A 17,646-nucleotide genomic window follows, 5' to 3' on the forward strand; every position below is an offset into this window, starting at 1 on the left:
TCAGCCTTCGATCTTCACGAGCTTGAAGTACTCGAGGCTCACCGGTGACGGCTGGTAGCCGGTCACGTTCTTGCCTAGGGCCAGCAGCGGCCGGTTGTGCACGAACGGCACGCCGGGGATGTAGTCGAAGATGAGCTGGTTGGCCTCCTCGTACAGCTTCTGGCGAGCGGCCTGGTCGGTCTCCGTCAGGGCCTTCTTGAGCAGCCCCTGGATGTTGGGCTCGGTCAGGTTGAACTGCGGGGTGGTCTCGCGGAAGAAGGTGCCCACGAAGTTGTCCGGGTCGGCGTAGTCGCCGCTCCAACCGAGCAGGAAGAGCTGCCCCTTCCCGTCCGCCTGGATGTTCTGCAGGTAGTCCGGCGTCCACGGGACCGTCTTCGGGACGATCGTGAAGCCGACCTTCTCCAGGTCCGCGGCGAAGGACTCGTAGACCGCCTGCGGGTTCGGCATGTACGGACGCGACACGTTGGCCGGGTACCAGAACTCCAGCTTCAGGTCCTTCTCCCCCGACTCGGCGATGAGCTGCTTGGCCTTGTCCGGGTTGTACTCGTAGCCCTTGATGCTCTTGTTGTAGCCCCACTGCGACGGCGGCAGGAACTGGTTGGCCACCTCGGCGCCCTCGGGGTACGCCGCGGACAGCAGGCCCTGCCGGTTCACGGCGTGCGCGATCGCCTCGCGGATCTTGTGGTTTTTCAGCAGCGGCACCTTCTGGCTCATGCCGATGTACCCGACATTGAAGGCCGGACGCTCGACCACCTGGCCGACGTCCTTGACCGCCTGGATGTCGGCCGCCGCGACGCCCTCGTAGGCGTCGATCTCGCCAGCCTGCAGCGCCTGCATCCGCGCGGTAGCGTCGGCGATCGGCCGGAAGATGATCTCGTCCAGCGGGGGCTTGCCCTCGCGGTAGTTCTCGTTGGCCGCCAGGACCAGCCGCTCGCCACGGTCCCAGCTCACAAACTTGAACGGCCCGGTACCGGCGACCACCTTGGTGCCGAAGCCGCCGGTGTAGGCGATCGAGTCACCGCTGACGGCGAGGTCGGTCCCGCCCTGCTCGATCGCCTTCGGGCTGGCGATGGAGAAGGCCGGCAGCACCAGGCCGGACAGCAGTGCCGAGGACGGTTCCTTCAGGCGCAGCGTCGCCACCGAGTCCTCGGTGGCCTCGCAGGAGCCGTAGCGGCTGGTCTTCGGCGCGGCTTCGTTGTCCTGGGTGGCGAAGCCGCCGAAGATCGTCTGCCAGTAGTACGAGATGTCGCCGTTCTGCTGGGCGCCCTTGAAGTGGTACCAGCGGTCGAAGTTGTAACAGACCGCCTTGGCGTTGAACGGCTCACCATCGTGGAACGTGACGCCCTTGGCCAGGTTGAAGGTGTAGCTCAACCCGTCGTCGCTGACCTTCCAGTCGGTGGCCAGCGACGGGACGACCTCGGTCGTGCCCGGCTTCAGAGCCACCAGCGTCTCGTAGACCTGGAAGATGACGCGGAAGGACTCGCCGTCGGACACGTACGCCGCGTCCAGGGTCTTGGGGTCCTCGGAAGCGCCGAAGACGAAGGTCTTGCGATCCCCGTCCCCGGTCGATTTGGCCCCACTGCACGCGGTGACTGCGGCGAGCAGCCCCACGCTGGCCGACAGGGCGACTATCCGCCCGACCTTGCCGTACACACGCATTATCTCCTCCTTGGCTGTCCGTCGCGCGGGCCGCTGGGCATGCGCGGACCTCCCCTGTGGAACAGCAGAGAGCGCTCGTGCCGGGACGGTTGTCGCCCGACGCGGGACCCCGAGGTCCCGGCGGGCGTGAGGCGTGGCGGACGGGTGGTCACCGCAAACATGTCGAGGGTGCGGAGCACCTTCTGGGGCTGAGCTTTGCCACGGAGACTAGCCACCGAACACGGCTGGTGCAATGTACAATTGCAACCTCGTTTCTCAATCGTGACCCCGAAGTCCGGGGTCACACACCCCCGTCGATCGCCACAAGCGACCAGCCCCCCGTGCGACCACTCCCGTCCATCAGCGACCCCGGCCGCCAACGCTGGTGCGCCGGGACCCACCCGAGCCACCGCAGGGAGGACCGCCGTGTCCTGGAGACCACGACCAACCCGACGGCGCTGGACGACGATCGTCCTGGCCGCACTCACTGCCGGCACCCTTGTCGCGCCGCAGACCGCCGGCGCCACGCCACCACCGGCAGCAGCCGGCGCGCCGGCCATCGTTCCGCTCGACCCGCAGAACTGGGACAACCAGTACGACCTCACCTGGGACGACTTCGTCCCCGTGCCCGGGACGGACTGGAGCGATCCCGCCCGCCAGCCCTCGGTAAAGAGGTGGAAGGCCGCACTCGTCGTCCTCGACTACCCCAACATGCCGTTCCAGATCAGCCAGGCCCCGGGCTCGACGGTCTTCGGCAATCCGAATTCAGCCACCTGCTCGGCATCGGCGACAACTACAACGGCGCGTTCGCGGTACCCACGCAGCGAACCTTCACCGGCCAATGGGACATGTTGACATCCTCCCGGCCCTGAAGGTGCCGGGATTCTCACGGTCGCCCGTGAGGTTTCCTGTTTCATCGCCGACTGCCTTTCCGGGAGGATCTTCCCTTGGGGTCTTACATCAGCTCCGCAGGCGTTTTACCTCTCCGCCAGCCCGGCGGCGAGGATGTTCTTAGCAGCGTTGATGTCCCGATCATGCTCGACCCCGCAACCCGGGCACGTCCAGACGCGGACATTGAGTTCGAGGGTGGTGTTGATCCGTCCGCACCCGGAGCAGGTCTTGGACGACGGCAGCCACCGGTCGACGGGGATCACCTCACGCCCGTACCAGGTGGCCTTGTACTCCAACATACTGCGGAACTGACCCCAAGCCGCGTCGGAGATGACACGGGCCAGACGGTGGTTGCGGAGCATGTTACGCACGCTGAGGTCTTCGATCGCGACCGTTTGAGTCTCACGGACGAGTCGAGTGGTCACCTTGTGCAGATGGTCCCGCCGCCGGTCAGCGATACGAGCATGGATGCGGGCCACTCTGAGCCGGGCCTTGGCCCGGTTCGCGGACCCGTCCTGTTTGCGGGCCAGGTTCCGCTGCGCCTTGGCAAGCTTGCGCCGGTCGGCCTGCCCGTAACGCGGGTTGGCCACCTTGCCCTGCTCGTCGCTGATTCCGGGGACCGGGTGGGACAGGGTGAGCAGGCTGCTGATGCCCGCGTCCACACCAACCTCGACCGCGACGGGCGGCAGCGGCGCCACGGCCGGGTCCTCCACCAGCAGGGACACGAACCAGCGGCCGGCAGCGTCCCGGGACACGGTGACCGTCGACGGTTCCACCCCTTCCGACAGGGGCCGCGACCACACAATGTCCAGCGGGGTGTTCATCTTGGCCAGAGTGAGCCGACCGTCACGCCAGCGAAACGCGGAGCGGGTGAACTCCGCCGACGCCCGCGACTTGCGCTTGGACTTGAACCTCGGATACCGGGCCCGCTTGTCCCAGAACGCCACAAACCCAGCCTGAAGATGCCGCAACGTCTGCTGCAACGGCACCGAACTGACCTCGTTCAGGAACGCCAGGTCATCGGTGCGTTTCCACTCGGTCAGCCACGCCGACGAATGCACATAGTTGGTGCGCTGGCGGTCGACCGCCCAGGCGCGGGTGCGCGCCTCAAGCGCCCGGTTGTAGACCAGACGCACGCACCCGAACGTCCGGTTCAACTGTTCGGCCTGTTCAGGAGACGGATAAAAGCGGTACTTGTACGCCCGCTTCACCACCTCACCCACGCCTCACATTTTACCGTCCACGTAAGACATTCATCCGAAGGGAGGAAGCGGCGTTTCCTCCCGGCCCTGAACGGCCGGGCTTCCACGCCGCAAATCCGATGAACCCACCACGAGCGCTCCTGCTCGGCACCGCCATACTGACCGCAACATTCGCCAGCGGCTGCTCCGACCCGCCCGCCGCGCCCGTCCAGACCCAGGTCATCCGCCTGACCGTGCCCGACTGGAACCTGCGCCCGCCCGGCACCAGTTGCGCCGGGGCCGGGCCCTACCGCTTCGCCCACGCCGAGGCGCCGTTCGTCATCAAGGACGGCAACGGCCGCGAGGTCGCGCGGGGCACGCTCCCCACGGGAACCTCCGAGAAGGCGATGGACGTCGACTTCAGCAAGGTCAAACGCGAGCCGACGCTCTGCGTGATGCTGCTCAAGGTCGAGGTGAAGGAACAAGTCGAGGGACACGTCCTGGTCCTGGAGGATCGCCCGGGCGTACCCATCAAGAAGAGCGACGCCGCGGACATCGCGGGCGAGGTGGTGGTTTCATGAGGTCCCGCAGTTGTCTTCCGGCCTTGCTCGTCCTCGCCATGGCCCTCGCCGGCTGCACCGGCTCGGCCGACCAGGCCGACCAGCCCCCGCCGGCGGCCCTCCCGGGCCCGGTACCCAAGGGCGTCACCTTCGTCGCCCCGCCGACGAACGCCCCGCGGGCACCCGGATTCACCCTGGAGCTGCTCGACGGCACGGTCCTGAACATGGCCGAACAGTGGGACCGCCGGCCGGTCGTCCTGGTCTTCCTCGAACCCTGGTGCACGCTCTGCGCCGACCAGCAGAAGGAGATCAACCGGCTCGCCGAGGAGTACCGGGACGTGGTCCTCTTCGTCGGCGTGGGCACCGACTCGACCGTCGAGCGCATGAGCCAGTACGTCCGCGACAACAAGGTCAAACATCCGGTGGGGATCGATCGGACCGGACAGGTCTGGCGGACGTACCGGGTGGAGGAGCCGCCGCTGGTCGCGCTGGTGAGCAAGGGGGGCAAGCTGCTGCGCGGCTGGCCCGGCGGCACCGACACGCTGGGCGCGCAGATCAAAGACCTCGTGGCCAGGTAGCCCGTCCCCGCAGACTCGGTGCCGAGGCCTCCCTGGCGGTTCCGACGCACGCGCCACGGTCCCGGAAACACCACCGGCGGCAGCCCGTTCGGACTGCCGCCGGTCGCGTCTGGCGAGCTACCTGCGGATCATCGTCCCTCGCCCTGGCCGGCGCCGGGAGTGGTGTCCTTGACGTGCACCTGGCAGGTCACGCTCGTCGACTTGCTCGGGTCGCTCTCCGAGGTCGCCGTGAGGGTGACCGTAGCCTGGTTGGCCGATCCCGCCGTCCGGGAGGCGTAGACCGGCACCTCGACCGTGCCGCCCGCGTCCGCCGCGACGACCTCGTACGGCATCCAGGTCGTCCAGCCGGCGCCCGCGGAGTCCGCCGAGAGACGGTAGACGTCGGAGCCGACGAACTTCGTCACGTCGCGCGGGTGGCCCGCCGTGACGCCCGCCGCGCCGGTGTTGCTCAGCGGGAACGTGCACTGCGCCGTCCGCGACGGCTCGACACCCTGCTTCACCGGCTGCCCCAACGCCACGCCCCGGGCGTTCGGCCCGGATCCGTCCAGCGACCGGATGGCCACCGTGTACGACAGAATGCCATCGGCGTCGCGCTGGACGTCCAGCACGTAGATGTGCAGCCGGTTGGCCTGGTCGACGTACTCGTACTTGGAACCGGAGTCGGTCCCCGCGTGGAACAGGGCATCGTTGAGCTGCCGGTGGTCGGCGATGGTGGCCATCACCGGGGTGCCGTCCGGCGAGTAGTAGTCGACCATCTCGATGTCCTGCGGGTTGGCGTCGATCACCCAGTCGAAGCAGTTGTAGCCGCAGGTGTTGCCCTCGCGGGTCTTGTTCTTCGCGATCAGGACGCCGTTGTCCGGGGTGAACGAGTCGAAGCCCATCCGGTCCACGACCTCGACGGTGTAGTCGTCCCAGCCGGTGTTGCCGTGGCAGAACGGATCCGTGTTGATGCTGCAGTCGGGGGTGCGGTCAGGGCGCCCCGGACCGTCCAGGGCGACCCGGATGCCCGAGACACCCTGCGCCCCCGGATCGACCGCCCGCGCGGTCACCTTGGCGACGACGACGCCGGAGTCCGCCAGTGCCTGCCGGCTGACCCGGAGCACATTGTCCGCCAGCACGATGTTCATCGCTATCTTGTTCCGCAGCATCAGACCGGCCGGGCTCCAGCCGCCCTGGTTCGGCGGTACCACCCAGCGCATGTGGTGGCCCCCGGGACCGTTGAACGAACCCCGGTCCATCATGTCCCACGGCGCCGAGCCGACCCGGTGGAAGGGCGACGGAGGGTTCTCCCGGTGGGAGAACGGGTTGTTGTTGTTGTCCCCGATGCTGAAGAAGAAGTGGCCCATCTCGTGGGTGATCGTGCCGGAGCTCTCCCCCTGGCGGATCGACGACTGGCCCCACTGCTGGGCCGCCGCCTTCCACGACGTCCACTCGACGTAGCGGGTCGGCGCCCAGTTCGGGAGGCTGCCGTCCTTGTTGAACTCGGCCGGCGGGCCCCACTCGTCGGGGATGTCCTCCTTGTTCTGGAACATCATCTCGCCGAATTCCTGCCAGATGCTGGTCTCGTCGTAGCCGGCGTAGACGCGCAGGATCACGTCGTACCCGCAGTTGCCCGTGCAGCCGCGCGCCGTCCGCCACGCGTTGGCCGCGTCGTTGTTGAGGTTGCCGTTACACGTGTAGCCCTTCGGGCAGGCGGGCTGCTGGTTGAACTCGTTCAGCCCGTACTCGAAGAGGTTGCGCGGCATCTTGTAGGGGCCGAACGCATCCAGCTGGGCGACCCCGAACTGACCACGGCTCTGCTCCATCCAGTACTCGTGGATGGTGCGCCCGTGGTTGAGCTCGTTGGGCTCCATGTAGTACTGGCGGTAGAACTCGGGGACCTCATCGCGGCTGATCGGGTCGATCTGCGGGTTGCCGAACAGGTCACTCTTCTTGGGCTGGGTGATCACGAAGGGTTGGTCGGGGAAGTCGACCGCGACCAGGGCGATCTTCAGTCCCCGCACGGACGGCTTGACGTTTGGGTCGTTCCACTTCGTGTTCGGGATGTCCTTCCAGTCCGCCCAGGTCATGTCGTACTGGTTTTTCCAGTTCTGCGGGTCGACGGGCTGGAGCTTGCCCGAACCGTCCGCGGTGGGTGCGGCGTACCCGGGCTGGATCGGGGCGGCAAGCAGGAGGGCGACGGCACCCGCCGCGGCAACCAGGTGCCGCCACTTCCGCCGCCAGGGCGTTCGTCTTGGGATGAGCTGTGCTGTCACAACGTCCCCTTTCTGTGTGACGCTCGTGCGTGACATCCGGGAGAACTTCGGATCATTGCGCCGGAGGTACAACCCGGTCGGGCACCCGAGAGCCGGGCCCGACGACCTGTGGACGGAGTAGGGCCCGAGCGAACCAGCAGAGTGCTATTGCACTATCACACCGCAGCAGGACGAGGTGGTCAAGAACTTAACTCCCCCAGACCCTCGAATCGCGTCCAAAATGGCCGGCGGGCAACGCGCGATGGACCTGTCAGCAGCCGGGCCCACCTCGGCGAGCTGACCGAGGTGGGCCCGAAGGGTGACTACTGGTACACTGGCACCTGCGGGTTGTTGAAGGTCAGCGTGTTGGCTTTCTCGACGTTGCCCTTGTTGTCGGTTGCCCGGTACTCGATCGTGCGTTGGCCCGGTCCCTTCACCCGGAACGGCGCCTGGTACTCCGTCCACGGCCCGCCGTCGATGCGGTACTCGACGCGAGCGACACCGACGCCCCAACCGTCGTCGGCGTTCAGGGTCACCAGCGGGTTGGCCACCGGGTCCACGTCGCTGTTGGCGTGATGGCTCAGGGCGATGGCCGAAACCGGCGCGTCGACCTCGATCGTCTTGAGGGCGGCCTCCAGGTTGGGCAGCGGCCCGACCTGCTGACCGGCCGTGTTCGCACCCTGCGGCGTGCCGGTGGCCCTCAGGACCTCGACGATCTGCTGGGCGGTCCAGGGCGCCTGGCCGGTCGCCTTGAGGTACGACTGGATGGCCACGACGGCGTTCGTCACGATCGGCCCGGCGCCCGACGTGCCCCCGAACGACTGCGTGTAGCGGACGTTGAGGTCGGCGGGGTTCGTGCCACCCTGCAGGTTTCCGTTGCTCCCCGTGGTGGTGATGTTCTGCCCCCAGCCCTGCAGGTCGAACCGGGTGCCGTAGTTGGAGAAGCTGAGCCGCTCGTGGTCGGTGCTGCTACCCGCGCCGACCATGATCGAGCCGGAGTGCTGCACGGCCGGGTCGAACCAGCGGATGCCGTTGCGGGTGTACATCGGGTCGTCGGAGTTGGTGTTGCCGTTACCGCCGGTCGAGACCACGGTGACGCCCAGCCCGGTCAGCAGCTTGATCGCGTCGAACACCGCCGGGATCCATTCCAGCGGCGCGTACCGGGTGCCGCCGAGTGGGCTGGAGGTCTGCTGCTCCAGCAGCACGACATCGCCGGGTCGCAGGCCGCCGTTGGCGGCCAGGTAGACCAGCGCCGGCCCGGGGTTCCACGAGGTGCGCCCGGAGGGCAGCCGCTCGTTCGGCGAAATGCCGTAGAACTGGGCGTCGGGAACCCCACCGGTCACCCCGTACTCGTTGTCACGGCCGGCCATGATGCCGAAAACGGCCGTGCCGTGCTCGTCGGCGAAGCCCGTGTAGCGCGGGAAGGCGTCGCCGCCCAGGTCGCTCGACCAGTCCAACTGCAGATCCTCGTGGAACGGATTCCAGTCGTACTCAAGGTCGGCGACCTTGATCCCCGCGCCACGCAGTCGCGGGTCTCGCCGGCTGAAGTCGGCGTCGATCCCGGTCGGCGCCGGGCGGAGGTATCCCTGCCGGCCGGTGAAGTCCGGCGTGGTCGACGGCGGTGGCACCGGCTCCGGTACCGGATAGACGTGCGCGACCTCCGGCAGCGCCGTGAGCTCGGCCATGACGGCCTCGGCGTCCACCCCGGACGGCATGGTGAGGCGGTACCACGACGACATGTCGGGCACCTCCCCGCCGGTGCGCTCCTCCGCCTCACCGGCCAGTTCGGTCAGCTCCGCGGACGAGACACTCTGCACCATGGGCACGAGGTCCCGGACCTGGCCATGCCGGTCGAGCACGCTCTCGACCCGCCCCAGGCTCTGGCCGCGCGCGCTGTGCAGGCCGGCGTTCGCACCGCGGATCGCCAGCGACTCGGCAAACTTGATCTCGAATGCGACTTCGGTGTCGACCTGGTCGGACCCGGTGATCTCGCGACCGTCGGACATTCGACCGGACAAGTTCAATTCAGTACTGTCCGGGCCGAGCCCGCCGGAACTGGCGAGGTCCGCCTTGTCGAAATGCAGCACGAGATCCGTACGGCCGTCGCCGTCGGCATCTCTTTTCGTCGCCATCACCGCACCGTCCGCCCATTTCGCGGGCGATGCACCACTGACCCCGGACGCACCGAGCCGGACACTTCCGGCGTCCACGGCGGTGGCGTCGAAAGTCGGGGTGCTCCGCACGACCGCCGGCACCAACCCCGTTCCGGCCAAATTGATGTGGTCGGACAGCCCGACGGCGAGGTCGACCCGCCCTGCTACCGACTCGTTCGCGTACGCTGGCTCGACGGCCAAGGCGCCGGGCACGACGAGTGCACCGAGCGCGATGGCGGCCGAGAAACGCCTGACCATAGCGGCTCCTCCGTTTCTGGACGCAGCAGACCTGCGTGGTGCCCGCCACATGACGGCCGCCACCGCGACAGGAATCTTGCTCAGAACTGTATTTCCTCATTCACTGCGATAACTATCTACAATAGTCGCGTGTTCTTGACTGTGGATCGAACCGATGTCGCAACAAACCGGTTCTCCGCTGCCTCGCAAACGATTCATGGCATGGTGCGACCACCGCTTGGCACGCATATTGGTGTCGGCTGTCGGGGCAGTGCCGTTGCCCCATCGAATCTGGCGTCCGGCCAGATTGAACGCCCCCCGTCAAACCTGCAGCGGCAGGCCGTCCTGATGAAGACGGAAACCGTCGAGGTCGGCAGGATCGACCGCGAGGCGGAGGCCGGGAAGCTGTTGCGCGATCCGTTCGAACATGATTCGGCTCTCCAGCCGGGCCAGGTGAGCGCCGAGACAGAAGTGGATCCCGTACCCGAAGGCGATGTGCTTGCGAACGTCGGGTCGGTGGATGTCGAACACGTGCGGCCGGTCGAACACCGCGGGGTCACGGTTGGCTCCCCACAACGACATCCCCACCCGATCCAACGCGGGGATCCGCCCACCGGCTATCTCCAGGTCCTGGAGGGCGAATCGCGGTGGCACGATCTCGACCGGACCCCGGTACCTGAGGGTCTCCTCGACCACCGCCGCCGCCAGCGACGGATCGTCTCGCAGCGCCTGCCACTGTTCGGGGTGGGTGAGCAGGAGACGAATGCCGTTGACGATCAGGTCGACCGTGGTCTCCTGGCCGGCGACGAGCAGCAGCTGCACCAGCGCCACCAGCTCATCGCGGTCGAGTGGTTCACCCCGCTCCGCCAAGGCCACCAGCTGCGACATCAGGTCGTCGGCCGGAGCCGCCCGGCGCTGGGCCGCCAGCTCGTCGAGGTAGGCCGCGAATTCGGCCGTCGCCGCCGGGCCGTCGATGCTGGCCGACACGATCGCGGCCGACCAGGCCCGAAACCGTGGTCGGTCCGGCTCGGGAATGCCGACCAGCTCCGCGATGACGTTGACCGGCACCGGGTCAGCGAGGTCGCTCACCCCGTCGATGCGTCCCCGCTCGCGTGCCCGCGCGACCAGCCGATCCGCGAGGTCGGTGATCCAGGGCTCCAACCGGGCCACCGCTCGCGCCGTGAAGCCGCCGCTGACCAGCCCCCGTAGGCGGGTGTGGTCGGGCGGGTCGAGGTTGATGAGCTGGCGAGCCTCGATTCTCGCCGCCTCCGACAGTTGTCGTGGGGCCGACTGCTGCATGCCGGGGCACAGCCGTTGAACCTCGTGTCCGATCGCCGGGTGACGCAGCCCCGCCAGCACGTCGGCATGTCCGGCGATCACCCAGAAGCGGTTGCCCGCGGGATCGACCTGCAGCACCGGCCCACCACTGTCGCGCACCCGGTCGTAGAACCGGTGCGGGTCACGGCGAACCGCCGGATCCCACAGCTCCGAGATGCCGAACTCGGCGGCCACGCTGCCTCCTCGAGCAGGAAGTCCACTGTGCGCTGCCGTCGCCCTGCGCACCCCGCCGGCGCCCACCTGGCCGCCACGTCGTGAGCCCCGCTGCGGCACGGCTGCCGGCGCCGGGGCAACCCAAGTTGAGCGCTAACATAGATAGGTTTCCGGCAGGTGTCAATCGTTGGGTTTACTGGTACGTAGGGATTGACGACGCCGCGAGTTAGCGCTCACACTGCCTGTCATCAGGGGCTCCGTAGCCGATGCCCCAGCCCCCTTTCGTGGCGGCCACGGAGACCGACTCCCGCGGTCCGGCGCAATGGAGGACGATCGATGAATTAGGTCAGACCTGACGATGAGCCTCGTCCCGGCCTGAGGGCAACCGGCACGCACTGGACCGCGCACCTCACGGACAGCGGACCGCTCCGTACGCCTGCCGGCGCGGTCGCATGCCGTGGCGCCCGACGGACGCACCCGTCGCCGGCCGAACGCCGGTCATCCCCGCCTGTGGACGGGGGCGCCGACGGCGTGCCCGGTCCCTGCTGGTCACGGTCGGTACGAGAGGAGCAGCGTCCACCTGGCCGGGGCGATTCCATCCAGCGGTTCTCGATCCAGATACAGCGAGCAGGAGCCTGGCCGCGCGGTCAGCCCACACCCACGTGGAAGGACGATCCTCAGTGACTCAATCCAACAAGCCCGCCGTCAATCGACGTCAGATTCTTCAGGCATCAGCCATCGGTGTGGCTGCGGTAGCCGGCGCCAGCGTTCTCCCGGCGACCGCAGCCGCGGCGGCGACAACCACCGAGCCGGCAACCGGCCCGACCGCGCTCGGCTCGACCCCACCGGATCTCGGTCCCGGCGGGACCGCGCCGGTCAGGCCCTTCCAACTGCGGGAGGTGAAGCTGGGCAACGGCCTGTTGCAGGAGAAGCGCGACCGCACGAAGAACTACCTTCGCCAGTTCGACGAGCGGCGCTTCCTCGTCCTGTTCAACAACCAGGCCGGTCGGCCGAACCCGGCGGGCGTCTCGGTCCCCGGCGGCTGGGAGGACGGCGGCCTGCTCAGCGGCCACTGGGCCGGCCACTTCATGACGGCTCTCGCGCAGAGCTACGCCGACCAGGGCGAGCCGATCTTCAAGAGCAAGCTCGACTGGATGGTCAACGAGCTCGCGGCGTGCCAGGCAGCGATCACCGCGCGGATGGGCACCGGCGGCCCCGGCGGCGGGGATCCGCAGCAACCGCAGATCGGCCGGGTGGCCGGCCGCTTCGGCAACGGGCTGCGCCTGAATGGACCGAGCAAGGCGCAGCACGTCACCCTTCCCCAGGAAGCCATCAGTCAACTCACCAGCTTCACCATCGCCACCTGGGTGAACCTCGCCTCCACCCAGAACTGGAGCCGGCTGTTCGACTTCGGTCAGAACACCACGGTCAACATGTTCCTCACCCCACGCGCCGGCGTCACCGGCAACGCGCCGAGATTCGCCATCACGGTCGGCGGTTCGGGACAGGAACAGCAGATCAACGGCAACGCGGCGCTGCCGACCAACCAGTGGGTGCACCTGGCCGTCACGCTGTCGCAGAACACCGGCACGCTGTACGTGAACGGTCAGCAGGCCGGCCAGAACACGAACATGACCCTCAGCCCGGCCAACCTCGGAAACCCCGGGAACCGGTGGATCGGGCGATCGCAGTACGGCGACCCGTTCCTCGACGCGACCATCGACGAGTTCCACGTCTTCGACCGCGCCCTGAGCCAGCAGGAGGTCCAGTCGCTGCTCGACTCGCCGGCCGGGAGCACCAACGGTGGGACCATCGCCTGGTACCGGTTCGACGAGGACGGCGGCACCACCCTCAAGGACGCCTCGCCCAACGGCCGCGACGCCGGCGTCGTGCCGGCCCAGGACGGTGGGAGCACCCTGTGGACCCCGACCCACCCCGGCTACCTCGGCGCGATCCCGGAGGACGCGGTGCTCCGGCTCGGGCCGCCGCGCTGGGCCGTCTACGGCGGCAACGCGAACACCAACACCTGGGCTCCCTGGTACACCCAGCACAAGATCATGCGCGGCCTGCTCGACGCCTACTACCACACCGACAACGAGCAGGCGCGCGACGTCGTCGTCAAGATGGCGAACTGGGCGCACCTCGCGCTGACCGTCGGGGACAAGAACCACCCCAACTACACGGGCCCCATCACACGGGACAACCTGAACTACATGTGGGACCTCTACATCGCCGGCGAGACGGGCGGGGCAGGCGAGGTCTTCCCCGAGATCTACGCGCTCACCGGCGACGGGAAGCACCTGGAGACCGCCAAGTTCTTCGACAACCGCGAGTCGTTGTTCGACGCCTGCGTCGAGAACCGGGACATCCTCGTGGTGACGCCGCAGAACCGGCCCGGCCGGCGCCGCCCGGACCGGCTGCACGCCAACTCGCACGTGCCGCAGTTCGTCGGGTACCTGCGGGTCTACGAGCACAGCGGCGACCGGGAGTACTTCCAGGCCGCGAAGAACTTCTTCGGCATGGTCGTCCCGCACCGCATGTTCGCCCACGGCGGGACGGGCGGCAACTACCCCGGTTCCAACAACAACATCGAGATGTTCCAGAACCGGGACAACATCGCGAACGCGATCGCCCAGGGCGGTGCGGAGACCTGCACCACCTACAACATGATCAAGCTGGCCCGTAACCTGTTCCTGCACGAGCACGACCCGGCGTACCTGGACTACTACGAGCGGGGCCTGCTCAACATGATCGTCGGCTCGCGCGCCGACAGCACGAGCGTCAGCAACCCGCAGGTCACCTACTTCCAGCCGTTGACCCCGGGCACCAGCCGCAGCTACGGCAACACCGGCACCTGCTGCGGCGGGACGGGAGTGGAGAACCACACCAAGTACCAGGAGACGATCTACTTCAAGTCGGCCGACGGCAGCACGCTGTGGGTCAACCTGTTCGTACCGTCCACGCTGACCTGGGCCGAGAAGGGCTTCACCATCACCCAGGAGACGAGCTACCCCCGCGACGACCGGACGAAGCTGGTCGTCGACGGCAGCGGCCAGCTCGACATCAAGCTGCGGGTACCGGGCTGGGTGCAGCGGGGCTTCTTCGTCACGATCAACGGAGCCGACGCCCAGGTCAACGCCAAGCCGGGGACCTACGTCACGCTGAGCCGGACCTGGCAGCCGGGCGACACCATCGAGATCAGGATGCCGTTCAGCATCCGGATCGAGCGGGCGCTGGACCGCCCCGACACCCAGGCCATCTTCTGGGGTCCCCTCGTCATGCAGATCCTCGGCAACCCGGGCGGTGGCAACTACCGCGAGCTGTCCCTCTACCGCCACCTGAAGCGGGACGGTGACTACGCTCGCTCGGCCATCACCCACGCGAGCACCACCGCGGCGGGTGACATGCTCTTCACCACCCACGGCTTCACCCTGCGGCCGTACTACATCAGCGACTCGCAGGCCGCCTCGTCGTACTTCCGCCGGGTCGAGCCGACGATCGTGTTCGGGTCCATCGACACCGGTGTGCCCAACTACAAGCGCAACGACGGCCTGCCGAACTACGACGTTCCGGTGACGGGCATCCCCTCACCGGGCACCGACGGCCTGACGTTCCTCGACCTGGTGTGGGACCAGGCGCCCTTCACCAACCACGGCGGCTTCCAGTCGGCGGTCGCCCGTACCGCCGACGCGTTCCTCGCGGCCGGCATCTTCACCGAGGCGGAGAAGGACCTCGTCGTCTCGAGCGCGGCCCACGCGAAGAACGAACTCGCCCCGTAGGTGACGCCGGGGGCGGTCCGCCCCAGCGAGTGAACGGCCGCGGCCCGGCCGAGTTGAGCCGACCGGGCCGCGGCTGTTTCCGATGGGTGCGCCGACAGCCAGCTGAGCAGGAAACGCGTGTCGCTGCCGGGCTGGTCCGCCGAACCACGCATCGGCCGGCTCCTGGCGGAAGGGCCGGCGCCACGGAGGCGGCGGACGACACGGCGTGCCACCACCGTGAATGTGAGCGTGCACAGGGCGGCAATCCCATGCGGGTCCAGCGGGCACGCACCCGATTGGGGTCCGAAGGCCGCCAGGCGCGGGAACAGCGTTGCGAGCAGGTTTCCGGAGAGCTCTTGACGGATCCAATGTGAGCGCTAACACTGTGGCGAGAAGGTGAACGGGGAGGATGTCATGACTGCTTCGGCTAGGCCCGACGACCAGGTCGTCGTCGGCGTCGACTTCGGCACGTTGTCCGGGCGGGCACTGGTGGTACGGGTACGCGACGGCGCCGAACTGGGCACCGCGGTCCACGCCTACCGGAGCGGTGTCATGGACTCCGTGCTGGCCGCCGACGGGCAGCCGCTGCCGGCCGACTGGGCCCTGCAGGACCCCGACGACTACCGGGACGTGCTGCGACACGCCGTGCCCGCCGCACTCGCCGCGAGCGGTGTCGCCGCGCAGCAGGTCATCGGTATCGGCATCGACTTCACGGCCTGCACCGTGCTGCCCACCCTGGCCGACGGCACCCCGCTGTGCGAGCTGCCCGACCTGCGTACCCGCCCGCACGCCTACGTGAAGCTGTGGAAGCACCACGCCGCCCAGCAGCAGGCCGACCGCATCAACGCCCTGGCCCACGAGCGCGGCGAGGCCTGGATCGGCCGCTACGGCGGCAAGATCTCCGCCGAGTGGCAGTACGCCAAGGCCCTGCAACTGCTGGAGGAAGACCCCGAGATCTACGGCCGGGCCGAGCGGTGGATCGAGGCCACCGACTGGATCGTCTGGCAGTTGTGCGGCGCCGAAACCCGCAACGTGTGCACCGCCGGGTACAAGGGCATCCGCCAGGACGGCCGCTATCCGTCCCGGGACTACCTGACCGCGCTGAACCCGGGGTTCGCCGACTTCGTCGAGAAGATAGACGGCCCGCTGGCCGCCCTGGGTGCGCGCGCCGGCGGACTGACCGCCCAGGCCGCGGCGTGGACCGGCCTACCCGCGGGCATCGCCGTGGCGGTCGGCAACGTGGACGCCCATGTCACCGCCGCCGCCGCGCAGGCCCTCGAACCGGGCCGGCTGGTCGCCATCATGGGCACCTCCACCTGCCACGTCGTCAACGGCACAGAGTTGGCCGAGGTGGCTGGCATGTGCGGCGTGGTCGACGGGGGCATCAGCGCCGGCCTCTGGGGGTACGAAGCCGGCCAGAGCGGGGTCGGCGACATCTTCGGCTGGTACGTCGAACACGCCGCGCCCGACGGGTTCGCCTCCCACGAGCTGCTGACCGAACAGGCGGCTGCCCAGCCCGTGGGCGCCCACGGGCTGGTGGCGCTGGACTGGTGGAACGGCAACCGGTCGCTGCTGGTCAACCACGACCTGAGCGGAGTGATCGTCGGGCTGACCCTGGCCACCCGGCCGGCCGACATCTACCGCGCGCTGCTGGAATCCACCGCGTACGGGACCCGCATGATCATCGAGGCGTTCGCCGATGCGCGGGTGCCGGTGAACGAGTTGATCGTCGCCGGTGGACTGACCAGCAACCCGCTGCTGATGCAGATCTACGCCGATGTCACCAACCGGCCGCTGGGCATCATCGGCTCGGCCCAGGGCCCGGCGCTGGGCTCGGCGATCCACGCGGCGGTCGCGGCGGGCGCCTACCCCGACGTGTTCGCGGCCGCCACGGCGATGGGCCGGGTCGACCGCGACGCCTACCTGCCCGATCCCGAACGGGCCCGTGCCTACGACGCGCTGTACGCCGAGTACCGGCGGCTACACGATCACTTCGGCCGCGGCGGCGACGACGTGCTGCTGCGCCTACGCGCCATCCGTAACGCCGCCCGGTCGGCGGTCAACCACGCGCGGGCCGACGAGGCCCCGCTCCCCGCGAAGGTGATGGCATGAGCATGCAGTTCAGCACAGGTGCCGAGGTGGCACAGCTGTGCGAGACGGTCGCCGCCCTGCACGCCGAGCTCGTCCGGTACGGCCTGGTGGCCTGGACGGCCGGCAACGTCTCGGCGAGGGTGCCGGGACGGAACCTGATGGTGATCAAACCGAGCGGGGTGTCCTACGACGACCTGCGGCCCGACAACATGGTCGTCTGTGACCTCGACGGGATCGTCGTGGAGGGTGACCTCTCGCCGTCGAGCGACACCGCCGCGCACGCCTACGTCTACCGGTCGATGCCCGACGTCGGTGGCGTCGTGCACACCCACAGCAGCTACGCGACGGCGTGGGCCGCCCGGGGCGAGCCCATCCCCTGCCACCTCACCGCACAGGCCGACGAGTTCGGCGGTGAGATCCCGGTCGGCCCGTTCGCCCTCATCGGCGGTGACGACATCGGCAAGGGCATCGTCGCCACCCTCTCCGGGCACCGCTCCCCCGCGGTGCTGATGGCCAACCACGGGGTCTTCACCATCGGCCCGGACGCGAGGGCGGCGGTCAAGGCCGCGGTGATGTGCGAGGACGTGGCCCGCACCGCACACCTGGCCAGGGCGCTCGGCCAGCCGGTGCCCATCGCCGCCGAGGACATCGACTCGCTCTACGAGCGCTACCAGAACGTCTACGGGCAGGCCCCGGTTGCGTCCACCAACCGGTAGCACGAGCCGGTGCCAGCCGGCATCTCACGACTGAACTCGCCGCACCTGAACAGCGCGCATCGTCCATGGCCCGGCCTTCCGGCACGCCCGGCGCGGCCAGGCACAGCCAGGTACCCCA

11 protein-coding genes are annotated in these 17,646 nt (G+C 68.5%); 6 read left to right on the top strand and 5 right to left on the bottom strand.

The window, feature by feature from the left end:
• Complete coding sequence (locus tag ACFYML_RS03760; protein ID WP_387419130.1) at positions 1–1,659, bottom strand: ABC transporter substrate-binding protein; 1,659 nt, start codon at positions 1,657–1,659, stop codon at positions 1–3.
• 405 nt (positions 1,660–2,064) lie between these two features.
• Between ACFYML_RS03760 and ACFYML_RS03765 the strand changes: the two genes are divergently transcribed.
• Positions 2,065–2,493 (top strand): hypothetical protein, encoded by a 429-nt coding sequence (locus ACFYML_RS03765; protein ID WP_387419131.1) that lies wholly within the window; start codon positions 2,065–2,067, stop codon positions 2,491–2,493.
• Between the two features lie 122 nt (positions 2,494–2,615).
• On the opposite strand, the gene ACFYML_RS03770 is transcribed toward ACFYML_RS03765, so the two are convergent.
• Positions 2,616–3,752, bottom strand: coding sequence for an RNA-guided endonuclease InsQ/TnpB family protein (locus ACFYML_RS03770; protein WP_387419132.1), 1,137 nt, complete (start codon positions 3,750–3,752; stop codon positions 2,616–2,618).
• Between the two features lie 98 nt (positions 3,753–3,850).
• Between ACFYML_RS03770 and ACFYML_RS03775 the strand changes: the two genes are divergently transcribed.
• Together ACFYML_RS03775 and ACFYML_RS03780 are read left to right on the top strand one after the other, a co-directional pair.
• Entirely contained in the window at positions 3,851–4,291 is a 441-nt protein-coding gene (locus tag ACFYML_RS03775) for a hypothetical protein (RefSeq protein ID WP_387419133.1), read from the top strand.
• Entirely contained in the window at positions 4,288–4,848 is a 561-nt protein-coding gene (locus tag ACFYML_RS03780) for a TlpA family protein disulfide reductase (protein ID WP_387419134.1), read from the top strand. The genes ACFYML_RS03775 and ACFYML_RS03780 overlap by 4 nt, the downstream gene beginning before the upstream one ends.
• 128 nt (positions 4,849–4,976) lie before the next feature.
• Here ACFYML_RS03780 and ACFYML_RS03785 read toward each other — a convergent pair whose 3' ends face one another.
• The 3 genes from ACFYML_RS03785 to ACFYML_RS03795 form a co-directional block, all read right to left on the bottom strand.
• On the bottom strand, positions 4,977–7,103 hold the full coding sequence (locus ACFYML_RS03785) for a peptidase M6 (protein WP_387419135.1): 2,127 nt from the start codon (positions 7,101–7,103) through the stop codon (positions 4,977–4,979).
• Between the two features lie 302 nt (positions 7,104–7,405).
• Positions 7,406–9,493 (bottom strand): OmpL47-type beta-barrel domain-containing protein, encoded by a 2,088-nt coding sequence (locus tag ACFYML_RS03790; protein ID WP_387419136.1) that lies wholly within the window; start codon positions 9,491–9,493, stop codon positions 7,406–7,408.
• Positions 9,494–9,793: 300 nt separating this feature from the next.
• On the bottom strand, positions 9,794–10,984 hold the full coding sequence (locus ACFYML_RS03795; RefSeq protein ID WP_387419137.1) for a cytochrome P450: 1,191 nt from the start codon (positions 10,982–10,984) through the stop codon (positions 9,794–9,796).
• 722 nt (positions 10,985–11,706) lie between these two features.
• Between ACFYML_RS03795 and ACFYML_RS03800 the strand changes: the two genes are divergently transcribed.
• From ACFYML_RS03800 to ACFYML_RS03810, 3 genes are all read left to right on the top strand, one after another.
• A complete protein-coding gene (locus ACFYML_RS03800) occupies positions 11,707–14,742 on the top strand; it encodes a beta-L-arabinofuranosidase domain-containing protein (protein WP_387419138.1) in 3,036 nt (1,011 codons plus the stop codon).
• Between the two features lie 393 nt (positions 14,743–15,135).
• Positions 15,136–16,833 (top strand): ribulokinase, encoded by a 1,698-nt coding sequence (gene araB / locus ACFYML_RS03805; RefSeq protein ID WP_387419139.1) that lies wholly within the window; start codon positions 15,136–15,138, stop codon positions 16,831–16,833.
• The gene (locus ACFYML_RS03810; RefSeq protein WP_387419140.1) at positions 16,830–17,528 is read left to right on the top strand and encodes an L-ribulose-5-phosphate 4-epimerase; all 699 of its coding nucleotides are present in this window, start codon (positions 16,830–16,832) and stop codon (positions 17,526–17,528) included. The genes araB and ACFYML_RS03810 overlap by 4 nt, the downstream gene beginning before the upstream one ends.
• Positions 17,529–17,646 lie beyond the last annotated feature (118 nt).

The sequence above is a fragment of the Micromonospora sp. NPDC007230 genome (assembly GCF_042869115.1).
Taxonomy (GTDB): Bacteria; Actinomycetota; Actinomycetes; order Mycobacteriales; family Micromonosporaceae; genus Micromonospora.

Excerpts from the sequence above, each read along its gene's own strand:
- ACFYML_RS03760 (WP_387419130.1), bottom strand. The coding sequence starts at position 1,659 with ATGCGTGTGTACGGCAAGGTCGGGCGGATAGTCGCCCTGTCGGCCAGC.
- ACFYML_RS03790 (WP_387419136.1), bottom strand. The coding sequence starts at position 9,493 with ATGGTCAGGCGTTTCTCGGCCGCCATCGCGCTCGGTGCACTCGTCGTG.
- ACFYML_RS03810 (WP_387419140.1), top strand. The coding sequence starts at position 16,830 with ATGAGCATGCAGTTCAGCACAGGTGCCGAGGTGGCACAGCTGTGCGAG.
- ACFYML_RS03780 (WP_387419134.1), top strand. The coding sequence starts at position 4,288 with ATGAGGTCCCGCAGTTGTCTTCCGGCCTTGCTCGTCCTCGCCATGGCC.
- araB (WP_387419139.1), top strand. The coding sequence starts at position 15,136 with ATGACTGCTTCGGCTAGGCCCGACGACCAGGTCGTCGTCGGCGTCGAC.
- ACFYML_RS03775 (WP_387419133.1), top strand. The coding sequence starts at position 3,851 with ATGAACCCACCACGAGCGCTCCTGCTCGGCACCGCCATACTGACCGCA.